At 70.0% G+C, this 16,331-nt stretch carries 14 protein-coding genes; 8 read left to right on the plus strand and 6 right to left on the minus strand.

From position 1 onward, the window contains the following. Nucleotides 1-14: 14 nt before the first annotated feature. On the minus strand, nt 15-377 hold the full coding sequence (locus AC5592_RS27165) for an MmcQ/YjbR family DNA-binding protein (RefSeq protein WP_051024587.1): 363 nt from the start codon (nt 375-377) through the stop codon (nt 15-17). 54 nt (nt 378-431) lie between these two features. Beyond that, complete coding sequence (locus tag AC5592_RS27170) at nt 432-1,343, minus strand: TIGR03564 family F420-dependent LLM class oxidoreductase (protein WP_036501215.1); 912 nt, start codon at nt 1,341-1,343, stop codon at nt 432-434. Nucleotides 1,344-1,513: 170 nt separating this feature from the next. Here AC5592_RS27170 and AC5592_RS27175 point away from each other — a divergent pair, with 170 nt between their 5' ends. Continuing rightward, on the plus strand, nt 1,514-3,796 hold the full coding sequence (locus AC5592_RS27175) for a LuxR C-terminal-related transcriptional regulator (protein ID WP_063065897.1): 2,283 nt from the start codon (nt 1,514-1,516) through the stop codon (nt 3,794-3,796). Nucleotides 3,797-3,928: 132 nt separating this feature from the next. Here the strand turns inward: AC5592_RS27175 and AC5592_RS27180 are convergent, their stop codons facing one another. Next, nucleotides 3,929-4,783, minus strand: a complete 855-nt coding sequence (locus AC5592_RS27180; protein ID WP_063065873.1) for an alpha/beta fold hydrolase — start codon at nt 4,781-4,783, stop codon at nt 3,929-3,931. Further along, nucleotides 4,783-5,946 carry a 3-hydroxy-9,10-secoandrosta-1,3,5(10)-triene-9,17-dione monooxygenase oxygenase subunit gene (gene hsaA / locus AC5592_RS27185; protein WP_063065874.1) on the minus strand — a complete coding sequence of 388 codons (1,164 nt, stop codon included), beginning with the start codon at nt 5,944-5,946 and terminating at the stop codon, nt 4,783-4,785. Before hsaA ends, AC5592_RS27180 begins: the two co-directional genes overlap by 1 nt. Nucleotides 5,947-6,218: 272 nt before the next feature. Between hsaA and AC5592_RS27190 the strand changes: the two genes are divergently transcribed. The 3 genes from AC5592_RS27190 to AC5592_RS27200 all read left to right on the plus strand — a co-directional run bounded on the left by AC5592_RS27190 (nt 6,219) and on the right by AC5592_RS27200 (nt 11,206). Beyond that, nucleotides 6,219-8,633 (plus strand): PEP-utilizing enzyme, encoded by a 2,415-nt coding sequence (locus AC5592_RS27190; RefSeq protein ID WP_157122255.1) that lies wholly within the window; start codon nt 6,219-6,221, stop codon nt 8,631-8,633. 91 nt (nt 8,634-8,724) lie between these two features. Then, the gene (locus AC5592_RS27195) at nt 8,725-9,657 is read left to right on the plus strand and encodes a tyrosine-protein phosphatase (RefSeq protein WP_232329577.1); all 933 of its coding nucleotides are present in this window, start codon (nt 8,725-8,727) and stop codon (nt 9,655-9,657) included. A gap of 73 nt (nt 9,658-9,730) precedes the next feature. Beyond that, complete coding sequence (locus AC5592_RS27200) at nt 9,731-11,206, plus strand: FAD-dependent oxidoreductase (RefSeq protein ID WP_063065876.1); 1,476 nt, start codon at nt 9,731-9,733, stop codon at nt 11,204-11,206. Between the two features lie 37 nt (nt 11,207-11,243). Here the strand turns inward: AC5592_RS27200 and AC5592_RS27205 are convergent, their stop codons facing one another. After that, nucleotides 11,244-12,266 (minus strand): GlxA family transcriptional regulator, encoded by a 1,023-nt coding sequence (locus tag AC5592_RS27205; protein WP_232329578.1) that lies wholly within the window; start codon nt 12,264-12,266, stop codon nt 11,244-11,246. A gap of 71 nt (nt 12,267-12,337) precedes the next feature. On the opposite strand from AC5592_RS27205, the gene AC5592_RS27210 reads away from it, so the two are divergent. The 3 genes from AC5592_RS27210 (at nt 12,338) to AC5592_RS27220 (ending at nt 15,466) form a co-directional block, all read left to right on the plus strand. Further along, nucleotides 12,338-13,726 carry an MFS transporter gene (locus AC5592_RS27210; protein ID WP_063065877.1) on the plus strand — a complete coding sequence of 463 codons (1,389 nt, stop codon included), beginning with the start codon at nt 12,338-12,340 and terminating at the stop codon, nt 13,724-13,726. 60 nt (nt 13,727-13,786) lie between these two features. Further along, nucleotides 13,787-14,770 (plus strand): GlxA family transcriptional regulator, encoded by a 984-nt coding sequence (locus AC5592_RS27215; protein ID WP_036499563.1) that lies wholly within the window; start codon nt 13,787-13,789, stop codon nt 14,768-14,770. Nucleotides 14,771-14,860: 90 nt separating this feature from the next. After that, a complete protein-coding gene (locus AC5592_RS27220) occupies nt 14,861-15,466 on the plus strand; it encodes an isochorismatase family protein (RefSeq protein WP_063065878.1) in 606 nt (201 codons plus the stop codon). A gap of 99 nt (nt 15,467-15,565) precedes the next feature. Here the strand turns inward: AC5592_RS27220 and AC5592_RS27225 are convergent, their stop codons facing one another. Beyond that, nucleotides 15,566-16,015, minus strand: a complete 450-nt coding sequence (locus tag AC5592_RS27225) for a thioredoxin family protein (protein ID WP_063065900.1) — start codon at nt 16,013-16,015, stop codon at nt 15,566-15,568. 128 nt (nt 16,016-16,143) lie between these two features. On the opposite strand from AC5592_RS27225, the gene AC5592_RS27230 reads away from it, so the two are divergent. Further along, a complete protein-coding gene (locus AC5592_RS27230) occupies nt 16,144-16,329 on the plus strand; it encodes a hypothetical protein (RefSeq protein ID WP_036499560.1) in 186 nt (61 codons plus the stop codon). Nucleotides 16,330-16,331: the final 2 nt, after the last annotated feature.

Raw genomic sequence — 16,331 nt, forward strand, 5'->3', positions numbered from 1 at the left:
GGTTTCAGTGAGATTCAGAGCCGATGTTCGGCCAGCCAGCGCCGGGCCCGCGTCGGCGAGGCCCGCGAGAGCCAGGCGTCCTGGACGACCTCGCGCAGTTCGTCGAGATCGAGTTCACCGATGTGGGCCCCACGCAGCAGTACCGATAGATGCCCGTCGAAATGAGTGGTGGTGAAGAACGGCGAGTCCGGGTCCTGGACGAGCGCACGCTTGTCCGATTCCGACGGCACCCAGAAGACGATCACATCGGGATACCGTTCGCCGGTGTCCGGATCGACGGCGTCCGGGCGCGGGGTGCGGAAGAAGATGAACGACTTGGCCCCGACCTGGTAGACCGGATTGCCGCTCGATCCCCGCACCACCGCGACGTGCGGCATCGCGAGGGCGAGCTCTTCCACGTCCTCGATCCGCGCCCGGCGCGCCACGCTCGCTCAGTCCGCCAGCTGGGTGAGCAGCTTGCGGGTGCGCTCGGCGGCCTGCCCGCCCACGAACGGGGCGGCCACGAATTCCGTGGCGCCGGCGGCGAACACCTTCTCGATGCGGGCGGCGACCTGCTCCTCGGTGCCGATGATCGCCAGATCGGCCGGTCCCTCCGCGCCCTCGCGATCCATCATGGCCCGATAGGAGGGCAGCGAACCGTAGGCGGCGAAGACGGTGGCGGCCCGCTCCCGGCCGCGCTCCACGTCGTCGGTGACCAGCACCGGCAGCGAGCAGACCACTCGCGGCGCCGGCCGGCCGGCCTCGGCGGCCGCCGCGGTGATGGTGGGTGCGATGTGGTCGGCGATGGTCGCGGGGCCGGTCATCCACAGCACGGTGCCGTCGGTGCGCCGCGCCGCGAGTTTCAGCATCTGGGTTCCCATGGCGGCCACGAGCACCGGAATCCGGCCGGTCTCCCCCGCGGTCAGGCCGAGGTTAGCGCTCAGGGTCTCGCCCTGATACGACACCGGCTGCCCGTCGAGCAGCGGCCCGAGAATCGACAGATATTCCTTCATGTGCCGGGCCGGGCGGCCGAAGTCGTAGCCGAACATGTTCTCGATGACGATCTGGTGCGACAGCCCGATCCCCAGGGTGAGCCGGCCGCGGCCGACGGCGAGCGCGGTGGTGGCCGCCTGCTGGGCCAGGGCGCCCGGGTGCCGCGGATAGGTCGGCACCACGGCCGTGCCGAGTTCGATGTTCGCCACCTTGCTGCCGGCGACGGCGAGCGCGGTCAGCGCGTCGAGACCGAAGATGTGCGACAGCCACGCCGATTCGAAACCCTCGCCGGCCACCTGCTGCAGTTCGTCGGTCAGGCGCACCAGCGCATCCGGTCCGGTCTGTTCGCTGAGCATGATGCCGATCCGCACGGGAAGCCTCCTGGGGGCGAGGGGTCTGTGGGTTCGCGGCCCCGAGGGACCGCGGCGCGAGTCTCGGTTCGCGGTCTCAGCCTATTCCCGTTCTCACCGTCCGCGGGCACGCGGGACCGACATCGCCGATGTGGTCCGAACGCGTTTCGATCACGATAGGGTTGGCGATCATGGCGCGGCGTGTCACCGGGAATCTTCCCGCCGAGGTCACCAGTTTCGTCGGCCGCCGCGACGAACTGGCCACCGCGAAACGGCTGCTGCCCGCGACCCGGGTGCTGACTCTGCTCGGTCCGGGCGGCGTGGGTAAGACGCGGCTGTCCCGGCAGGTCGGCGCGGCGATGGCGCGCGCCTTCCCGGACGGGGTGTGGCTGGTCGAACTGGCCGATGTGCACGATCCCGACCTGGTCACCCTCAGCGTCGCCGAGGCGTTGAATCTGCGCGACGACACCACCGCGCCGCTGGACCGCCTCACCGAATTCCTCGCCAGCAAACGGCTCCTGCTGATCCTGGACAACTGCGAACATCTCATCGACGCGTGCGCGGCGCTGGTCGCCCATCTCGTCGCCGCCACCCCGGAGGTGCGGGTGCTGGCGACCAGCCGCGAGGTGCTGGGCATACCCGGTGAGCAGGTGATGCCGATTCCACCGCTTCCGGTCGCCGAACACGACAGCGACGCGCTGCTGCTGCTGGTGGAGCGGGCCACCGCGGCGAATCCGGATTTCACCTTCACCCCCGCCAACCGCGACACCCTCGCCGCGATCTGCCAGCGTCTCGACGGCATTCCGCTGGCGCTGGAACTGGCGGCGCTGCGGTTCCGGGTGTTCACCCCCGAGCAGATCCGCGACCGGCTCGACGACACCATGGACCTGCTCAGCGCCGGACCGCGCACCGCACCGCAGCGTCAGCAGACCATCGAGGGCGCGATCCGCTGGAGTTACGAACTGTGCACCCCCGCGGAACAGCGGCTGTGGCAACAGCTGTCGGTCTTCGCCGGTGGTTTCGACATCGAGGCCGCCGAGGCGGTGTGCCGGCTGCCACCGGGGCCGCAGGGATTGCTCGACGCGCTGACCGGCCTGGTCGACAAGTCGGTGCTGCGGTTGCGCTACGACGCGGTGGCGCCGCGCTATTCGATGCTGGAGCCGATCCGGCAATTCGGCCACGACCGCCTCGTCGAACACGGTGACGAACGCCGGGTGCGGGCGCGCCACCGCGACCACTACCGTGGGCTGGCCCTGCGCGGGCAGACGGCGTACTGGAGTGCCGACGATCTCGCGTGGTTCCGTGAATTGGCGCGCGAACACGCCAATCTGCGCTCGGCCCTGCAGTTCTCGATGCTCGACGCACCGCAGCTGGCGATGGAGACCGCGACCGTGCTGCGGCCGTTCTGGGAGCATTACCGGTTCCTGTCCGAGGGGTATCGGTGGCTGACCGACGCCCTGGCCCGGAATCCGGAACCGAGCTGGGAGCGAGCGCGGGCGCTGTCGTCGGCGGCCTCGCTGGCGGCACTGCTGTCGGATCGGGAGTCGGCGGCGCGGCTGGCGAGCGAATGCGTCACCGTGGCCACCGATCTGGGCGCCACCGACATCCTCGCCGAGGCGGAACTGGATGCGGCATTGATCGATTTCACCGACGCCGATACCGCCGGTGCGCTGCGCCGCTCCGAGGAGGCGATCCGGCTGGCGCGGGCCGACGACCATCATGCCACCGAAATGGACAGTCTCGCTTTCGGTTTCATGTGCGCGACCCTGCTGGAGAACCCGCGCGCCACCGAGATGGCCCAGGAGTTCCGTGCGCTCACGCAGCGCTACGGGCCGCATCTGCTGGGTGGGCTCGCGCTGTGGACGCTCGGTATCGATCAGTGGCGGCTGGGTGATCAGGACGCCGCCGACGACTATCTAGGACGCGCGATCGAGGAGTTCGCGCTGTTCGACCGATGTGTATGGCTGGCTTCGGGATTCGACGGTATGGCGTGGTCGGCCGCCGCCCGCGGTGATATGGAGCGGTCGGCCCGGCTGATGGGTGCGGCCGAGACGCTGCAGCGCAGTACGGTGCGGCTGGCCCATACGATCACCAGCGCGGTGGGTGAAAAGGTCCGCGACGAGGTCCGCAACGCTCTGGGCGACAGCGGTTTCCGCACCGCCTACGACACCGGTGCGGCAATGACGCTCCCGGCGGCGATCGATTTCGCGCTGGGCCGCGGGCCCGCCGCCGAGGAATCACCGGCCCCGCCGGCGCGCCCCACGCCCGTCGACACCGCGGCGCTGTCGCTGCTCACCCGCCGGGAGAAGGATGTGGCCCGGCTGGTCGCCGCCGGGCACAGCAACAAACGCATCGCGGCCGATCTGGTGATCTCGGTGCGCACGGCCGAGACCCATGTCGAGCACATCCTGACCAAACTCGGCTTCACCTCGCGTACCCAGATCGCGGGATGGGCCCGCGACCACGGACTGTAGCGGACAGGGTGTAGCGAACGCGGGCTGTAGCGGGCAGGAGCCGACGCCGGCACGCCCCGGAAACGACGGTGGCCGCCGCACCCTCGTGAGGTGCGGCGGCCACCGCGTCGGCGCGAAAAGGTCAGCGCGCGTTCATAATCCGTTGTGCAGGAAGTCGATCACGGCACGCTCGAACGCGTCCTTGCGCTCGACCTGAACCCAATGCCCGCAGCGGGAGAAGATCCGCAGATCGGCGCGCGGCAGCTGGCGGGCGGGCAGCAGTGCGCCTTCCACCGGTGTCACCCGGTCGTCGCGGCCCCACAGCATCAGCACCTCGTGCTGGATAGCCCGCAGACGCGCCCACAGCGGAACCGGATCGGCGAAGGCCGGGTTGTAGAAGGTGGCGTAGGCATCGGCGAGCGCCTTGGTCTGGCGCGGATCCGAGGCCGCGGCGGTGCGGGCCGCGATCAGCTCCTCGGTGAGCACCGCCTGATCGAAGACCATCGTCTTCAACCAGTCCACCGCCCGCTCCGGAGTGGGATCGGCGTTGAAGTCCAGCAGGCGCCGAATCCCTTCCGACGGTTCGGGTCCCAGAATGTTGACGCCCACACCGCCCGGCGCCATCAGCACCAGCCGGTCCGCGCGCTCGGGATGTTCGGCGGCCAGCAGGGTCGCCACCGCGCCGCCCATCGAATTTCCCAGCAGATGAGCGCTGCCGATGCCGAGCTCGTCCAGCAGACCGAGGACCGCGTCGACGGCGATCCGCAGATAGTTGCGGTCGTAGGTTTCGGGCCGTTCGCTGGCGCCGAACCCGGGCTGGTCGAGGACCAGGCAGCGGAAGTGCGGAGCCAGCGCCTCGAGGTTGGCGCCGAAATTGGCCCAGCCCGAGACTCCGGCGCCGGAACCGTGCAACAGCACCAGCGGCGCACCGGAACCCGCCTCGTGATAGCGCAGTTTCACGCCGTCGACGGTGACCCAGCGGGTGGTGTCCTCGGCAGTGAAACCCATCAGACCATCCGTTCTGTGACCTCGACGCCCATCTCACCCTGACCGTACATCGCCAGCGCGCGCTCGACGTCGTTGATCACATGCGCGTTGCCGGCGTGGGCGTCGCGCCAGTTGCGTTCGATCACATTGGGTTTGCGGATCGAGTGGCCGCCGGAGTTCTCGAACAGCAGATCGATCGCGTAGATCGCGCGTTCGGTACCGCGCACCTGGTCGCGGCGGGTCCGCAGGCGCAGCTCGTACGGAATCTCCTCGCCCGCTTCGGCGTAGCGCAGCTGCTCGCTGATATTGCGTTCCTGCTGCAGGATGGCGGCGTCGATCTCCGAGGCCGCCCGCGCGATCCGCACCTGCGCGAACGGATCATCGGCCACCTTCTGCCCGCCGTAGGACAGCCGGACGCGCTCACGCTGGCGCTGCAGATGCGATTCGTAGGCGCCCTGCGCGGCGCCGATGATCGGCGCGGTGATGGTGTTGGAGAACACGCTGGCGAACGAGATCCGGTACAGCGCAGCGGTGTTCACCTCCTGGCCGGGCCCCACCAGCGCGGACTGATCGGCGGCGCTGTACGCGCGATAGGCGGGGATGAACGCCTTCTCGACGATGATGTCGTTACTTCCGGTGCCCGACAGGCCCGACACGTGCCAGACATCCTCGATGCGGTAGTCGGTGCGCGGAACCAGCACCGTCAGGTAATCGGCTCCCCCCTTGTCGTTCGGCACCACCGCGCCGAGGAACGCCCAGTCGGCGTGGTCGCAGCCGGAGGAGAAGCTCCACCGGCCGCTCATCTCGAAGCCGCCGTCGACGGGGGTCAACTTGCCGGTGGGTGCGTACGACGAGGAGACCAGGGTGTCGGGATCCGCACCCCACACATCCTGCTGAGCCCGCGGGTCGAACAACGCCAGCTGCCACGGATGCGCACCCAGCACCGAGGACACCCACGCCGTCGACGGGCAGACGGTCGCGATCGCGCGAATCACCTCGTAGAAGGCGACCGGCGACTCCTCCGCACCACCGAAGCGGCTCGGCTGCAACATCCGGAACACGCCCGCCTCGGTCAGCTCGCGGATCGTCTCGGCGGGCACCCGCCGCTCCTGCTCGGCCGTCACCGCCCGTTCCCCGATCGCCGGGAGCAGGTCCCGCACCCGATCGAGCACCTTGTTCGCCATTGCCGGTGTTCCTCCCTGCCTCTGCGCTGTCACGCACTGGGTCGATGCCTCGACGGTAGGGGCGGGCGGAAGTACCGGCCCCGAGAAGTCCCGATCATCGGAATGCGGGGGCCGGGACTCCGCCGAGGCGAAGCGTGGGCCGAAACCCAACTCCACTCAGCGAAACGCCGCGCCCGCTGACCGGGACTTCGCGCGGGCACCCCGCAATCCACTCGTCATGGTGTGTGAACGGCGTCACGTTCTTGGGTGGCGCACGCGAGGAGGAAGAGTCGATGCGGGTCCTGATCACCGGAGTCACCACACCCACCGGTCGCGCGGTGGCGCGCATGCTGGCGGCCGCCGGGCACGACGTCGTCGGAGCCGACCGGATTCGGCACCGGTATGTGGATCCGCGGATCGAGGTGCATATCGCCGATCCGGGCAGTGCCGGCGCCTACCGCGGCATCGTCGACGGCTGCGACGTGGTGCTGGACGTGTCGGACGGACCGGTCGCGGCGGTGGCCGCCGCGGCGCAGGAGGCCGGCGCCCGGCTGGTCGTGCTCGCCTCGCCCGAGCGGGAGAACCTGGCGCGCACGGCGGTCGCGGGTACCGGCGCGCGGGCGTTGCTGGTTCGTCCCGCACCGGTGGCCGGCCGGCGCACCGAGGGCACCCGCCCGGTGGTCCGGACCCTGCTGAATGCGGGCGGCTCGCAGCGCATTCCGCTGGTGCACACCGACGATGTGGAACGCTTCCTGGTGCTCGCGGCGACCTCCGACCGCACTGGCGTGGTGGATCTCGTTGCGCCCGAGCTCGTTTCCGGCTCGCAGGCGCGGGCGATGCTGCGGAAGGCCGGTCTGCGGATTCCGCCTCGCGTCCCCGGCACCGGCGGCGTTCACCTTCCCGATCTCGATCCCGCCGCCGCACAGGGTGATTGGGATTTCCGCTACGGCTGGACCGGTCCCGAAGTGGTCGAGGACATCGTGCGCGGACTGGTCGGCCGCCGCCCGCACGGCACCGGCTTCCGCGCCCGCCGCGGCGCGATCCCGTTGACCGACTACGTGATTCCCGCGCGCGCGAAGACGTCCGACGGGCATCCGCTGGAGGTCGCCGCCCCGGAGGGCCTGGAAGGCGAATTCGACGACCGCGTCGATCCGCGCATCCCGGTGCACACCGCCACCAACACCTCCGAGGCGCTGCCGGGCCCGATGAGCCCGCTCACCATCGACCTGCAGGCCGGGGCGATCCGGCTCGCCAACGCCGCGATGGGCCACATGATCGCCCTGGACGGCATCGCCCTCGAGCACTGGACCAGCCGCGTCACCTCGGTGCTCGGCCACCACATCTTCATCAACGCCTCGATCGGCGTCCTCGCCGCGGACAATATGCCGGGCTGGGACGAGGACAGCATCCGCCGCGACGTGTACGGCGCCATCCCGCCCGAGGTCCCGTTGCAGCCCAAGGGCCGTCCGCCGATGCCGACCGGACCGGGTAGCACGTGGGGTACGGCCAAGGCCACCGGCCGGGTGCTCGCGACGGCACTGCGCTTCGGCGCCACCACCGAAACGATCAACGCCGCCTCACATCGAGAGGCGCTGTCCCGCACCGACATCGAGAAGCTGTCCGAAGCGCAGCTGCACGCGAGGGCACTGCTGTGGCGGGATCGGCTCAATCAGTCCTGGGCGGCGGCCTCGATCGGCGTCATGCTGGTCGGCGCCGCGACGGCCATGCACGCACGGGGCAAGGACGACCCGGACGTGCCGATCGACGTGAACCGCCTCGAATCGGCGCGACCGATGCTGGCGGTGGAACGGCTGGCCGCGGTCTGCCGCGAGGAGCCCGCCGTTCACGAGGCCGCCCGGGCGGGCGATGTCGCCCTGGCGCGCAGCCGCTCGGCCCGCTTCGCGCAGGCCCTGGATGCCGAGCTGGCGGTGGTCGGCCACCGCGGCCCGGGAGAATGCGAATTCCTCAACCCGACCTTCGGCGATCGCCCCGAACTGCTGGTCACCGCCGCCGCCCGGGCCGCCGAACTCCCGGCGCCGAAGCGCGACGCGGTTCCCGAGCCGACCGCGCGCTCCGCGCGGATGGCCGTCGGCGCCACGGTCTCGCGGGAACGCGTCCGCGATGCGGTGGTGCGCTACACGAACTGCCTGCGCATGGCGGCCCGCGAGCTCGCGGCGCGACTGGTCGATCGGCACGAACTCAACAATGTCGACGATGCCTGGTTCCTCACGCTCGACGAATTGCTCTGGGCCCCGGCGGATCTGAAGGAACGGGTGGCACGCCGGCGCGAGGAGCGGGTGCGACTGCAGGCGGTGCGGATGCCGGATCTGGTGGTCGGCCGCTGGGAACCGCAGCCGATTTCGGGGGCGCTCGCGGTCGGCGAGAGCCTCACCGGAACCGGAGTGAGCGCCGGGGTCGTGGAGGGCACCGTGAAATTGGTGCTGAGCTCCGACGACGATATCGAGCCCGGCGACATCCTGGTCGCCTCGGTCACCGACACCGGCCACACCGCGATGTTCGCCTACGCCGCCGCGGTGGTCACCGATATCGGCGGCTCGGCCTCGCATGCGGCGATCGTGGCCCGCGAGTTCGGCATTCCGTGCGTGGTGGACACCAAGACCGCCAGCACCGGGCTGTCCGACGGCCAGCGGGTGCGGGTCGACGGCGCCGCCGGAACCATCACGCTGCTGGCCGACGCGCAGGCCTGAGGCTCGCCGATTCGACGCCGCGCGAAGGTATCCGCGGCTCAGACGTGGTCCGTCGTCGATCCGGCAGACCTCGAGGAAAGGAACACCACCCGTGCCGATTTCGCATGTCCTGCGGGGGTCGGTGGCCGGTCTGGCCGCCGCGCTCATCGCCGTCCTGCCCGCCGCGACCACCCCGGCATTCGCCGCACCACCACTGGCCCATACCGCGCCGGCCACGTCGGATCAGCAACAGTCCCTGGGTATTTCCGCTCCCAACGCCCGCGATATCGGTGGCTATCCGACGCAGCACGGGGGCGGGAAGATCCGGTTCGGCCTGGTCTACCGCTCCGATGCGCTCAACCGGCTCACCCCCGCCGATCAGCAGAAGCTGGCCTCGCTGCAGATCGGCAAGGCCATCGACTTCCGGAGCCCGAACGAGATGAAGGCCGCCCCGGATCAACTGCCCTCGTCGATTCCCTACAGCGCGCAGTCGATCTGGGATCCGAACAACGACTTCTATGTCATGGTGTCGAGCACCATCGCCGGCGGACCGCAGGCGCAGCAGGACAAACTCGGTGACGGGAAGGCCGCGCAGATCATGCGCGACTACTACCGCTGGCTGGTCACCGACGGTGCGGCGCGGGCCCAGTTCGCCGCGGCGCTGAAGGAGATCGCGAGCTCCCCGAATGCGGTGCTCTATCACTGCACCTCGGGTAAGGACCGCACCGGCTGGATGACGGCGATCCTGATGTCGGCCCTGGATGTGCCCAAGGGGCAGATCTACAAGGATTATCTGGCGTCCAACGACTATCTGGCCGCGAGCAACAAGGCACAGATGGATGCGCTGGTGCAGCGCGGCCTGGTCACCGATCCGTCGCTGTTCGCGCCGATTCTGGGCGTGCAGGCCGATTATCTGGACGCTTCCTTCGACCAGGTCCAGCAGTCGTACGGATCCTTCGATCGGTTCCTGTCGGACGGCCTGGGTGTGGACTCCGCGACGGTCGACGCCCTGAAGGCCAAGTTGCTGGACAAGCCGGGCCGCTGAGCCCACCCGCACCCGACCACCGGCACGCCGCGCTCACCGTCGAGCGCGGCGTGCCGCCGAGGAGAGGCAGACCATGCCGGTTCATTCGGTGACGCCGCGCCCGTCGACCGAGATCACCCGCTACGACCTGGATACCGACGTACTGGTCGTCGGCTACGGATGTGCCGGGGCCGCAGCGGCATTCGAGGCCGCGCGCACGGGCGCCCGGGTGCTGGTGCTCGATCGCGCGGGCGGTCCGGGCGGCTCGTCGGCGATGTCGGGCGGTGAGATCTACCTCGGCGGCGGCACCCCGATCCAAACCGCCTGCGGATTCGACGACACCCCCGCCGACATGGCCGCCTACCTGACCGCCGCCCTCGGCCCCGGCGCCGACTCCGCGAAGATCACCGACTACTGCGAGCACAGCGTCGAGCATTTCCACTGGCTGGTCGACCGCGGCGTGCCGTTCAAACCGTCGCTCTGGGATGCCCCGGCCTGGGTGCCGCCCACCGACGACGGCCTGATGTGGCTCGGCGAGAACAGCTGGCCCTTCACCGAGATCGCCCGCCCCGCCCCGCGCGGACATCGGCCCACCGCCAACGACTTCGGCGGCCGGCTGCTGATGCAGTGCCTCACCGCCGCGACCGAATCGGCCGGCGTGACAACGCTTTTCGACACCGCCGCCACCGCGCTGATCCTCGCCGGTGACGGCGCCGTCACCGGCGTCGTCGCCCGGCAGTACGGCAGGGAGCTGACGATTCGAGTCCGGCGCGGCTGCGTCCTCACCACGGGCGGGTTCGTCGACAACGACGAGATGCTCGCCGCGCACGCCCCGCTGCTGCTCGGCCATACCAAGGTCAGCGCCGGTACCGACGACGGCAGCGGCATCCGGATGGCGCAGGCTGCGGGTGCGGCGGTGCGGCACATGGCGACGGGGCAGGTGGGAATCTCCCTGATTCCCGGATTGGCCGCGCGCGGAATTCTGGTGAACGACAAGGGACAGCGCTTCGTCAACGAGGACACCTACCCGGGCCGCATCGGCCAGGCGGCGCTGTTCACGCAGGGCATGCGGGTGTGGGTGGTGGTCGACGAGGAAGCGTTCGAGGCCGTACCGGAAGAACAACGCTGGGGTGTGCAGCCGACCCATATGGCCGAAACGGCCGACGAACTCGGCGCGGCGATGGACCTGCCGCCGGGCGCGCTGGCCGCGACGCTGCACCGCTACAACGAATTCGCCGCCGCCGGAACGGATCCCGACCGGCACAAGGCGGCGCGGTGGTTACGGGCGCTGCGTACCCCGCTGGCGGCCATCGATGTGCGCGCCGGGATTCGCCCGCCCGCCGAAGCCGGCGACCGCCGCGGCACCGGCGCGTCGGTGTTCACGCTCGGCGGACTGCACACCGACGCGCACGGCCGGGTCCTGGATATCGACGGCGCCGCCATGCCCGGACTGTTCGCCGCCGGTCGCGCGGCGGTCAATCTGCACGGGCAGGGCTATATCAGCGGGACGTCGCTCGGTGACGGAACGTTCTTCGGCCGGCGCGCGGGAATCGCTGCGGCACAGGGTTAGTCGCAGGCGACGGACCGACACCGGCCGCCGCACCGGTCTACGCGTGTTCCGCCGCGACGATCACCTCGTGCCGATTGCTCCGGTGCGAGCGACGGTATTCGCTCGGTGACACACCCACTTCCCGGCCGAAGTGGGCGCGCAGATTCGCCGCACTGCCCAGTCCACAGCGTTCGGCCACCACGTCGACGGCGAAGTCGGTGGTTTCCAGCAACTCCCGGGCCCGGATGATGCGCTGGGTGAGCAGCCAGCGCAGTGGCGTCGTCCCCAGTTCGGCATGGAACCGCCGCGCCAGCGTCCGCTCGCTGAGCCCGCTGTGCCGGGCCAGGTCGCCGACGGTCAGCACGGTATCGAGGCGGGTGAGCGCCCACTGCAGGGTCGCGGCCACGCCCGGATCGGCGGCGTCGAGCGGCACCGGATTCCGCAGATACTGCGCCTGCCCGCCCGCGCGGTGCGGCGGCACCACCAGTCCGCGCGCCGCGGCATTGGCGACGTGGGAGCCGAGGTCCTTGCGGATCAGGTGGATACACAGATCCATCCCGGCCATGGTTCCCGCACTGGTGAGAATCCGCCCGTCGTCGATGTAGAGCACGCTCGCATCGACATCGAGGTGTGGATACCGTTCCAGCAGCGCCGGGACATGTTTCCAATGCGTGGTCATGCGGCGGCCGTCGAGCAGGCCGGCCGCCGCGAGAACGAAGGCGCCCGAACACAATGCGGCGATGCGCGCTCCCGACTCGTAGGCCGCGCGCACCGCCGCCACCAGTTCGGCGGGCGGATCCTCGCGCACATTCGGGGTCGCGGGTACGACGACGGTGTCGGCGGCGATCAGATCGTCGTAGTCGTAATCGGTCAACGTGACGAACGGATCGCGCAGCGTCGCGTGCCGGGTGCCGCGAGGGCCACACAGCCGCAACCGATACCAGTGCTCGGCATCGACGCCGGGCGGCGGTTCGAAGAACACCTGGTACGGGATCGCGACCTCGAACACCGGCTGGCCCGGCGCCACCGCGACCGCCACCGTTCCGGGTTGTCCGGATTCGCACACCATGTCCGCAGTCATGTCAGAAATCTAGCGCATATTGGCTCTTCTGCCACTCGATCCCGCGATCCGGCGGCTGAATAGTTGCATTCATGACTCTTACGGCCAATGCTCGCGCGGATACGCCGCTCACCGAATCGCCGCGGCGGTGGCGGATTCTGGCGGTGGCGAGCGTCGCGCAATTCCTCGCGATCCTCGACCTCTTCGCGGTCACCGTCGCCTTCCCGACCCTGCAGACCTCGTTCGCCGGCGCAGCCCCGAACACGGTGTCCTGGGTGCTCAACGCCTACACGATCGTGATGGCCGCGCTGCTGGTACCCGCGGGCCGTCTCGCCGACGACACCGGCCGCCGGCGTGGATTCCTCATCGGCATCACGCTTTTCGGCGTGGCCTCGATCGGCTGCGCGGTCGCGCCGACACTGATCGTGTTGATCGCCGCGCGGGTCGTGCAGGCCGCGGCGGCGGCGCTGCTGGTTCCCACCGGCCTCGGACTGGTGCTGCCCTCCTTCGACGTGCGAGAACATCCGACGGTGATGGGCATCTGGACCGCGATCGCCGCGGCGGGCGCCAGCAGCGGCCCGGTGATCGGCGGCCTGCTGCTCGAGTGGGGCTGGCGCTGGATCTTCTGGCTGAACGTACCGATCACGCTGGCGGCGCTCGCCTTCGGATCGCGGGTACTGCCCGACATCCGGGCGCGCGTGCGGCGCCGGCTCGATCTGCTCGGCGCCGCACTGATTCTCGGCGCCACCGCGGCGTTGACCACCGTCTTCGTCCAGGGCGCGGCGTGGGGATACGGGTCGGCGGCCACGCTGGGCACACTGGCCGCGGCGATCGCGCTCGCGGCGGCATTCACCTACCACGTGCGCCACCACCCCGATCCGGTGGTGAGTCCGGCGGTGCTGCGGCACACGATGTTTCGCATCGCCACCCTCGGCGTGTTCTGCTACTACCTGGCCTTCGCGGCCCTCTTGCTCTCGGGCACCCTGTATCTCACCGCGCAATGGCACTACTCCGAGTTGCGGGCCAGCCTCGGTATCGCACCGATTCCGATCAGCTGCCTGCTGGTGTCACCACTGTCCGGCCGCGTGGTCGCTCGTATCGGCGCCCGTGCCTCGGCCGCGCTGGGCGGGTTCGCCATCGCGGCGGGCGCGGGGTGGTGGATCGCCCTGAGCGGTTGCGGCGCATCGTATCCGCTGGTTTTCCTGCCAGGAGCCGTGCTCGCGGGCGTCAGTACGGCCCTGCTGCAACCGCCGCTGTTCGGCGCATCGTCGCTGCTGCCGCCGGATCAGTTGTCTCTGGGCTCGGGGACGCTGATGATGGCGCGTCAGACCGCGTCGGCACTCGGCGTCGCCGTGCTGACCGCGATCCTCAGCCGCACCGCGGGCTACGACCTCGCCGATTTCCGCGCCGGCTGGCTCTATATGGCGGCTATGGGATTGCTGGCGGCGGTCGCCGGATGGGCGTTCCGTCCGCGGGCATGACCGGATCCGACAGTGATCCGTCGTTGCGGTCGCTACCCGGTAACCCAGAGGATGGGAGGCATGTCATCGAAGCATCGTGTGGTTATCGCGGCCTTTCCGGACGTGGATCTGCTCGACGTCACCGGGCCGGCGGAGGTGTTCGCACTAGCCAATCGGGAGAGCGGCGGTAGCGCCGACTACGAGGTGTTACTAGCCGGACCGGATCGAGGTGTGGTGCGCACCTCGGCCGGTATCCGGATACTCACCGATCTGGCCTTCGACGACATCGGCACGGGCATAGACACTCTCATCGTGCCGGGCGCGGTGGATCCGGCCCCGTCCGGCCCGGTCGCGCGAATCGACGAGGATGTGGTGCGCTGGCTGCGCGAGGTCGCGCCGCGCACCGGCCGGATCGCGTCGGTGTGTGTGGGTGCGCATCTGCTGGCCGCCGCCGGACTGCTGGACGGGAGGACGGCCACCACCCATTGGTCGACGGCCGGTCAACTGGCCGCGGACCATCCCCGGGTCGTGGTGGATCCGGATCCGATCTTCGTGCGGTCGGGCCGGGTGTGGACCGGCGCGGGAATCAGCGCCTGCCTGGACCTCGCCATGGCACTGGTCGCCGACGACCACGGGGAGGACCTGGCGTTGTCGGTCGCCCGGCAACTCGTCGTCTATCTGCGCCGGCAGGGCGGCCAGAGTCAGTTCAGCGTGCCGCTGAGCCGTCCGGCACCGGCCCGCCGCGATATCGAACAGCTGCGCACCTACATCGCGGAGAATCTCGACGCCGATCTGTCCGCCGCCGCCCTGGCGAACCGAATGTGCCTGAGCGAACGGCATTTCGCGCGCGTCTTCCGGCAGGAGATGGGGCTCACCGTGGCCGCCTACGTCGAAGCCGCGCGCGTCGAGTCGGCGCGACGGTTGCTGGAAACCAGCGACTTCCCGCTCTCGCGCGTCGCCCGGTCCGCCGGACTGGGCTCGGTGGAGACCCTGCACCGGGCGTTCCTGCGGCGGCTGGGCACCAACCCCGGCGCGTACCGCCGGCGGTTCCGCACCTCCGCCTGATCTCACCCGCCACGACCGGACCGGGCGCCTGCCCGGTCCGGCGCTCACTCCTGCCCGAAACACCCTGTCCCCCAGAGAAAGAAGGTAACCATGTCCGCCGTCGCCACTCCCCTGCGCCAGGTCGTAGGCCTCGACGACGAGCTGCCCCGCCTGGCCGATGCCACCGTTGTCATGATCGACTTCCAGAACACCTACCGCGAGGGGGTGATGCGGCTTCCCGAGGCCGATGCGGCACTCGCGGCCGGCGCCCGGCTGCTGGCCGCGGCCCGTGCACTGCACCGCCCCGTCGTGCACATCGTCAACGACGGCGGCCCCGGCACCCCCTACGATGCCGGCTCCGATATCGGGGCGATCATCGCCGAGGTCGCTCCCGTCGCGGGAGAACCGGTGGTGGTCAAGAACTTTCCCGATGCCTTCCACGAGACGGACCTGCACGACATCCTGCGGCGCACGACTACCGGACCGGATCTGGTCCTGGCCGGATTCATGACCCACATGTGCGTCGCGTTCACCGCGCAGGGCGCGTTCAACCGCGGCTACCACCCCACTGTCGTCGCCGAGGCCTGCGCCACCCGCGCCCTGGCCGCCCCGGACGGAACACCCTTGTCGGCGGACGCGGTGCACGCGGCGGCCCTGACCACGATCAGCGATCTGTTCGGTCGCATCGCCCCCACGGTCGCGAGCCTGACCGACTGACACCATGGACGGATGACGATCGGGACCGTGCAGTTTTCGATACCGCGCTACCCGAGTTCGCCGAATCGACCGGCCCGATCACCACAGGTCGGCTGGGGCCTAGCCAGGGCTAAGCCCCGGCCAGCCGTAGTTCGGGCGGCCCGCGGCAGCGCCGGCGCGAGCCATGGGCGGCGCGGGCGGGGTGATGGTGGGGTTCTGCACGCCGAGTTGGCGGCGCATCTCGTCCATGTCGAGCCACCGGATCTGCTGAATGACCTCTTCCAGCTGGGCGGCGGTCTGGAAGCCCGGATGGGAGTAGACGAGCAGGCCCTCGCGGAAGGCGACGAGGGTCGGCAGGCTGCTGATCTGGGCGGCGGCGGTGAGGGCCGGCTCCGCCTCGGTGTCGACGGTGGCGTGCACGATCTCCGGGTGCGCGGCCGCGGAGTCGGCGAAGATCGGGGCGAAGCGGGTGCACCAACCGCACCAGGAGGCCCAGAAGTCGACGAGCACGATCGCATGGGTCGCGATCACCTGCTCGAAGTTCTGCTGGGTCAACGGTTGGGTGGGCATCGGTTCCTCCCGGCGTCGGCCATCGTCGAGTCCGGATTCTCCCACGGATCGGCGGTCACAGCAGGGCTCGACGGGGCGGCGTCCGTCGAGCGCTGTCGGACGGCGGCCCGGCTGGGTATCGTGGAGGCATGGGTATGGGCGACCACCCGCAACGAACACCGCTCTACGGCGTGGTGCTGCTGTTGGGCGTCCTGATCCTGGGTATCTGGGTGCACGAGCTGCCGTATGTCGGCCTGCAGGTTCTGGCCTACATCCTGCTCGTCATGATTGCGGCACCCGCCTTCGTGATGACCTTCCGCGACTATTCGCGGTGAGG

Source organism: Nocardia violaceofusca NBRC 14427, assembly GCF_963869435.1.
Classification (GTDB): Bacteria; Actinomycetota; Actinomycetes; order Mycobacteriales; family Mycobacteriaceae; genus Nocardia; species Nocardia aobensis.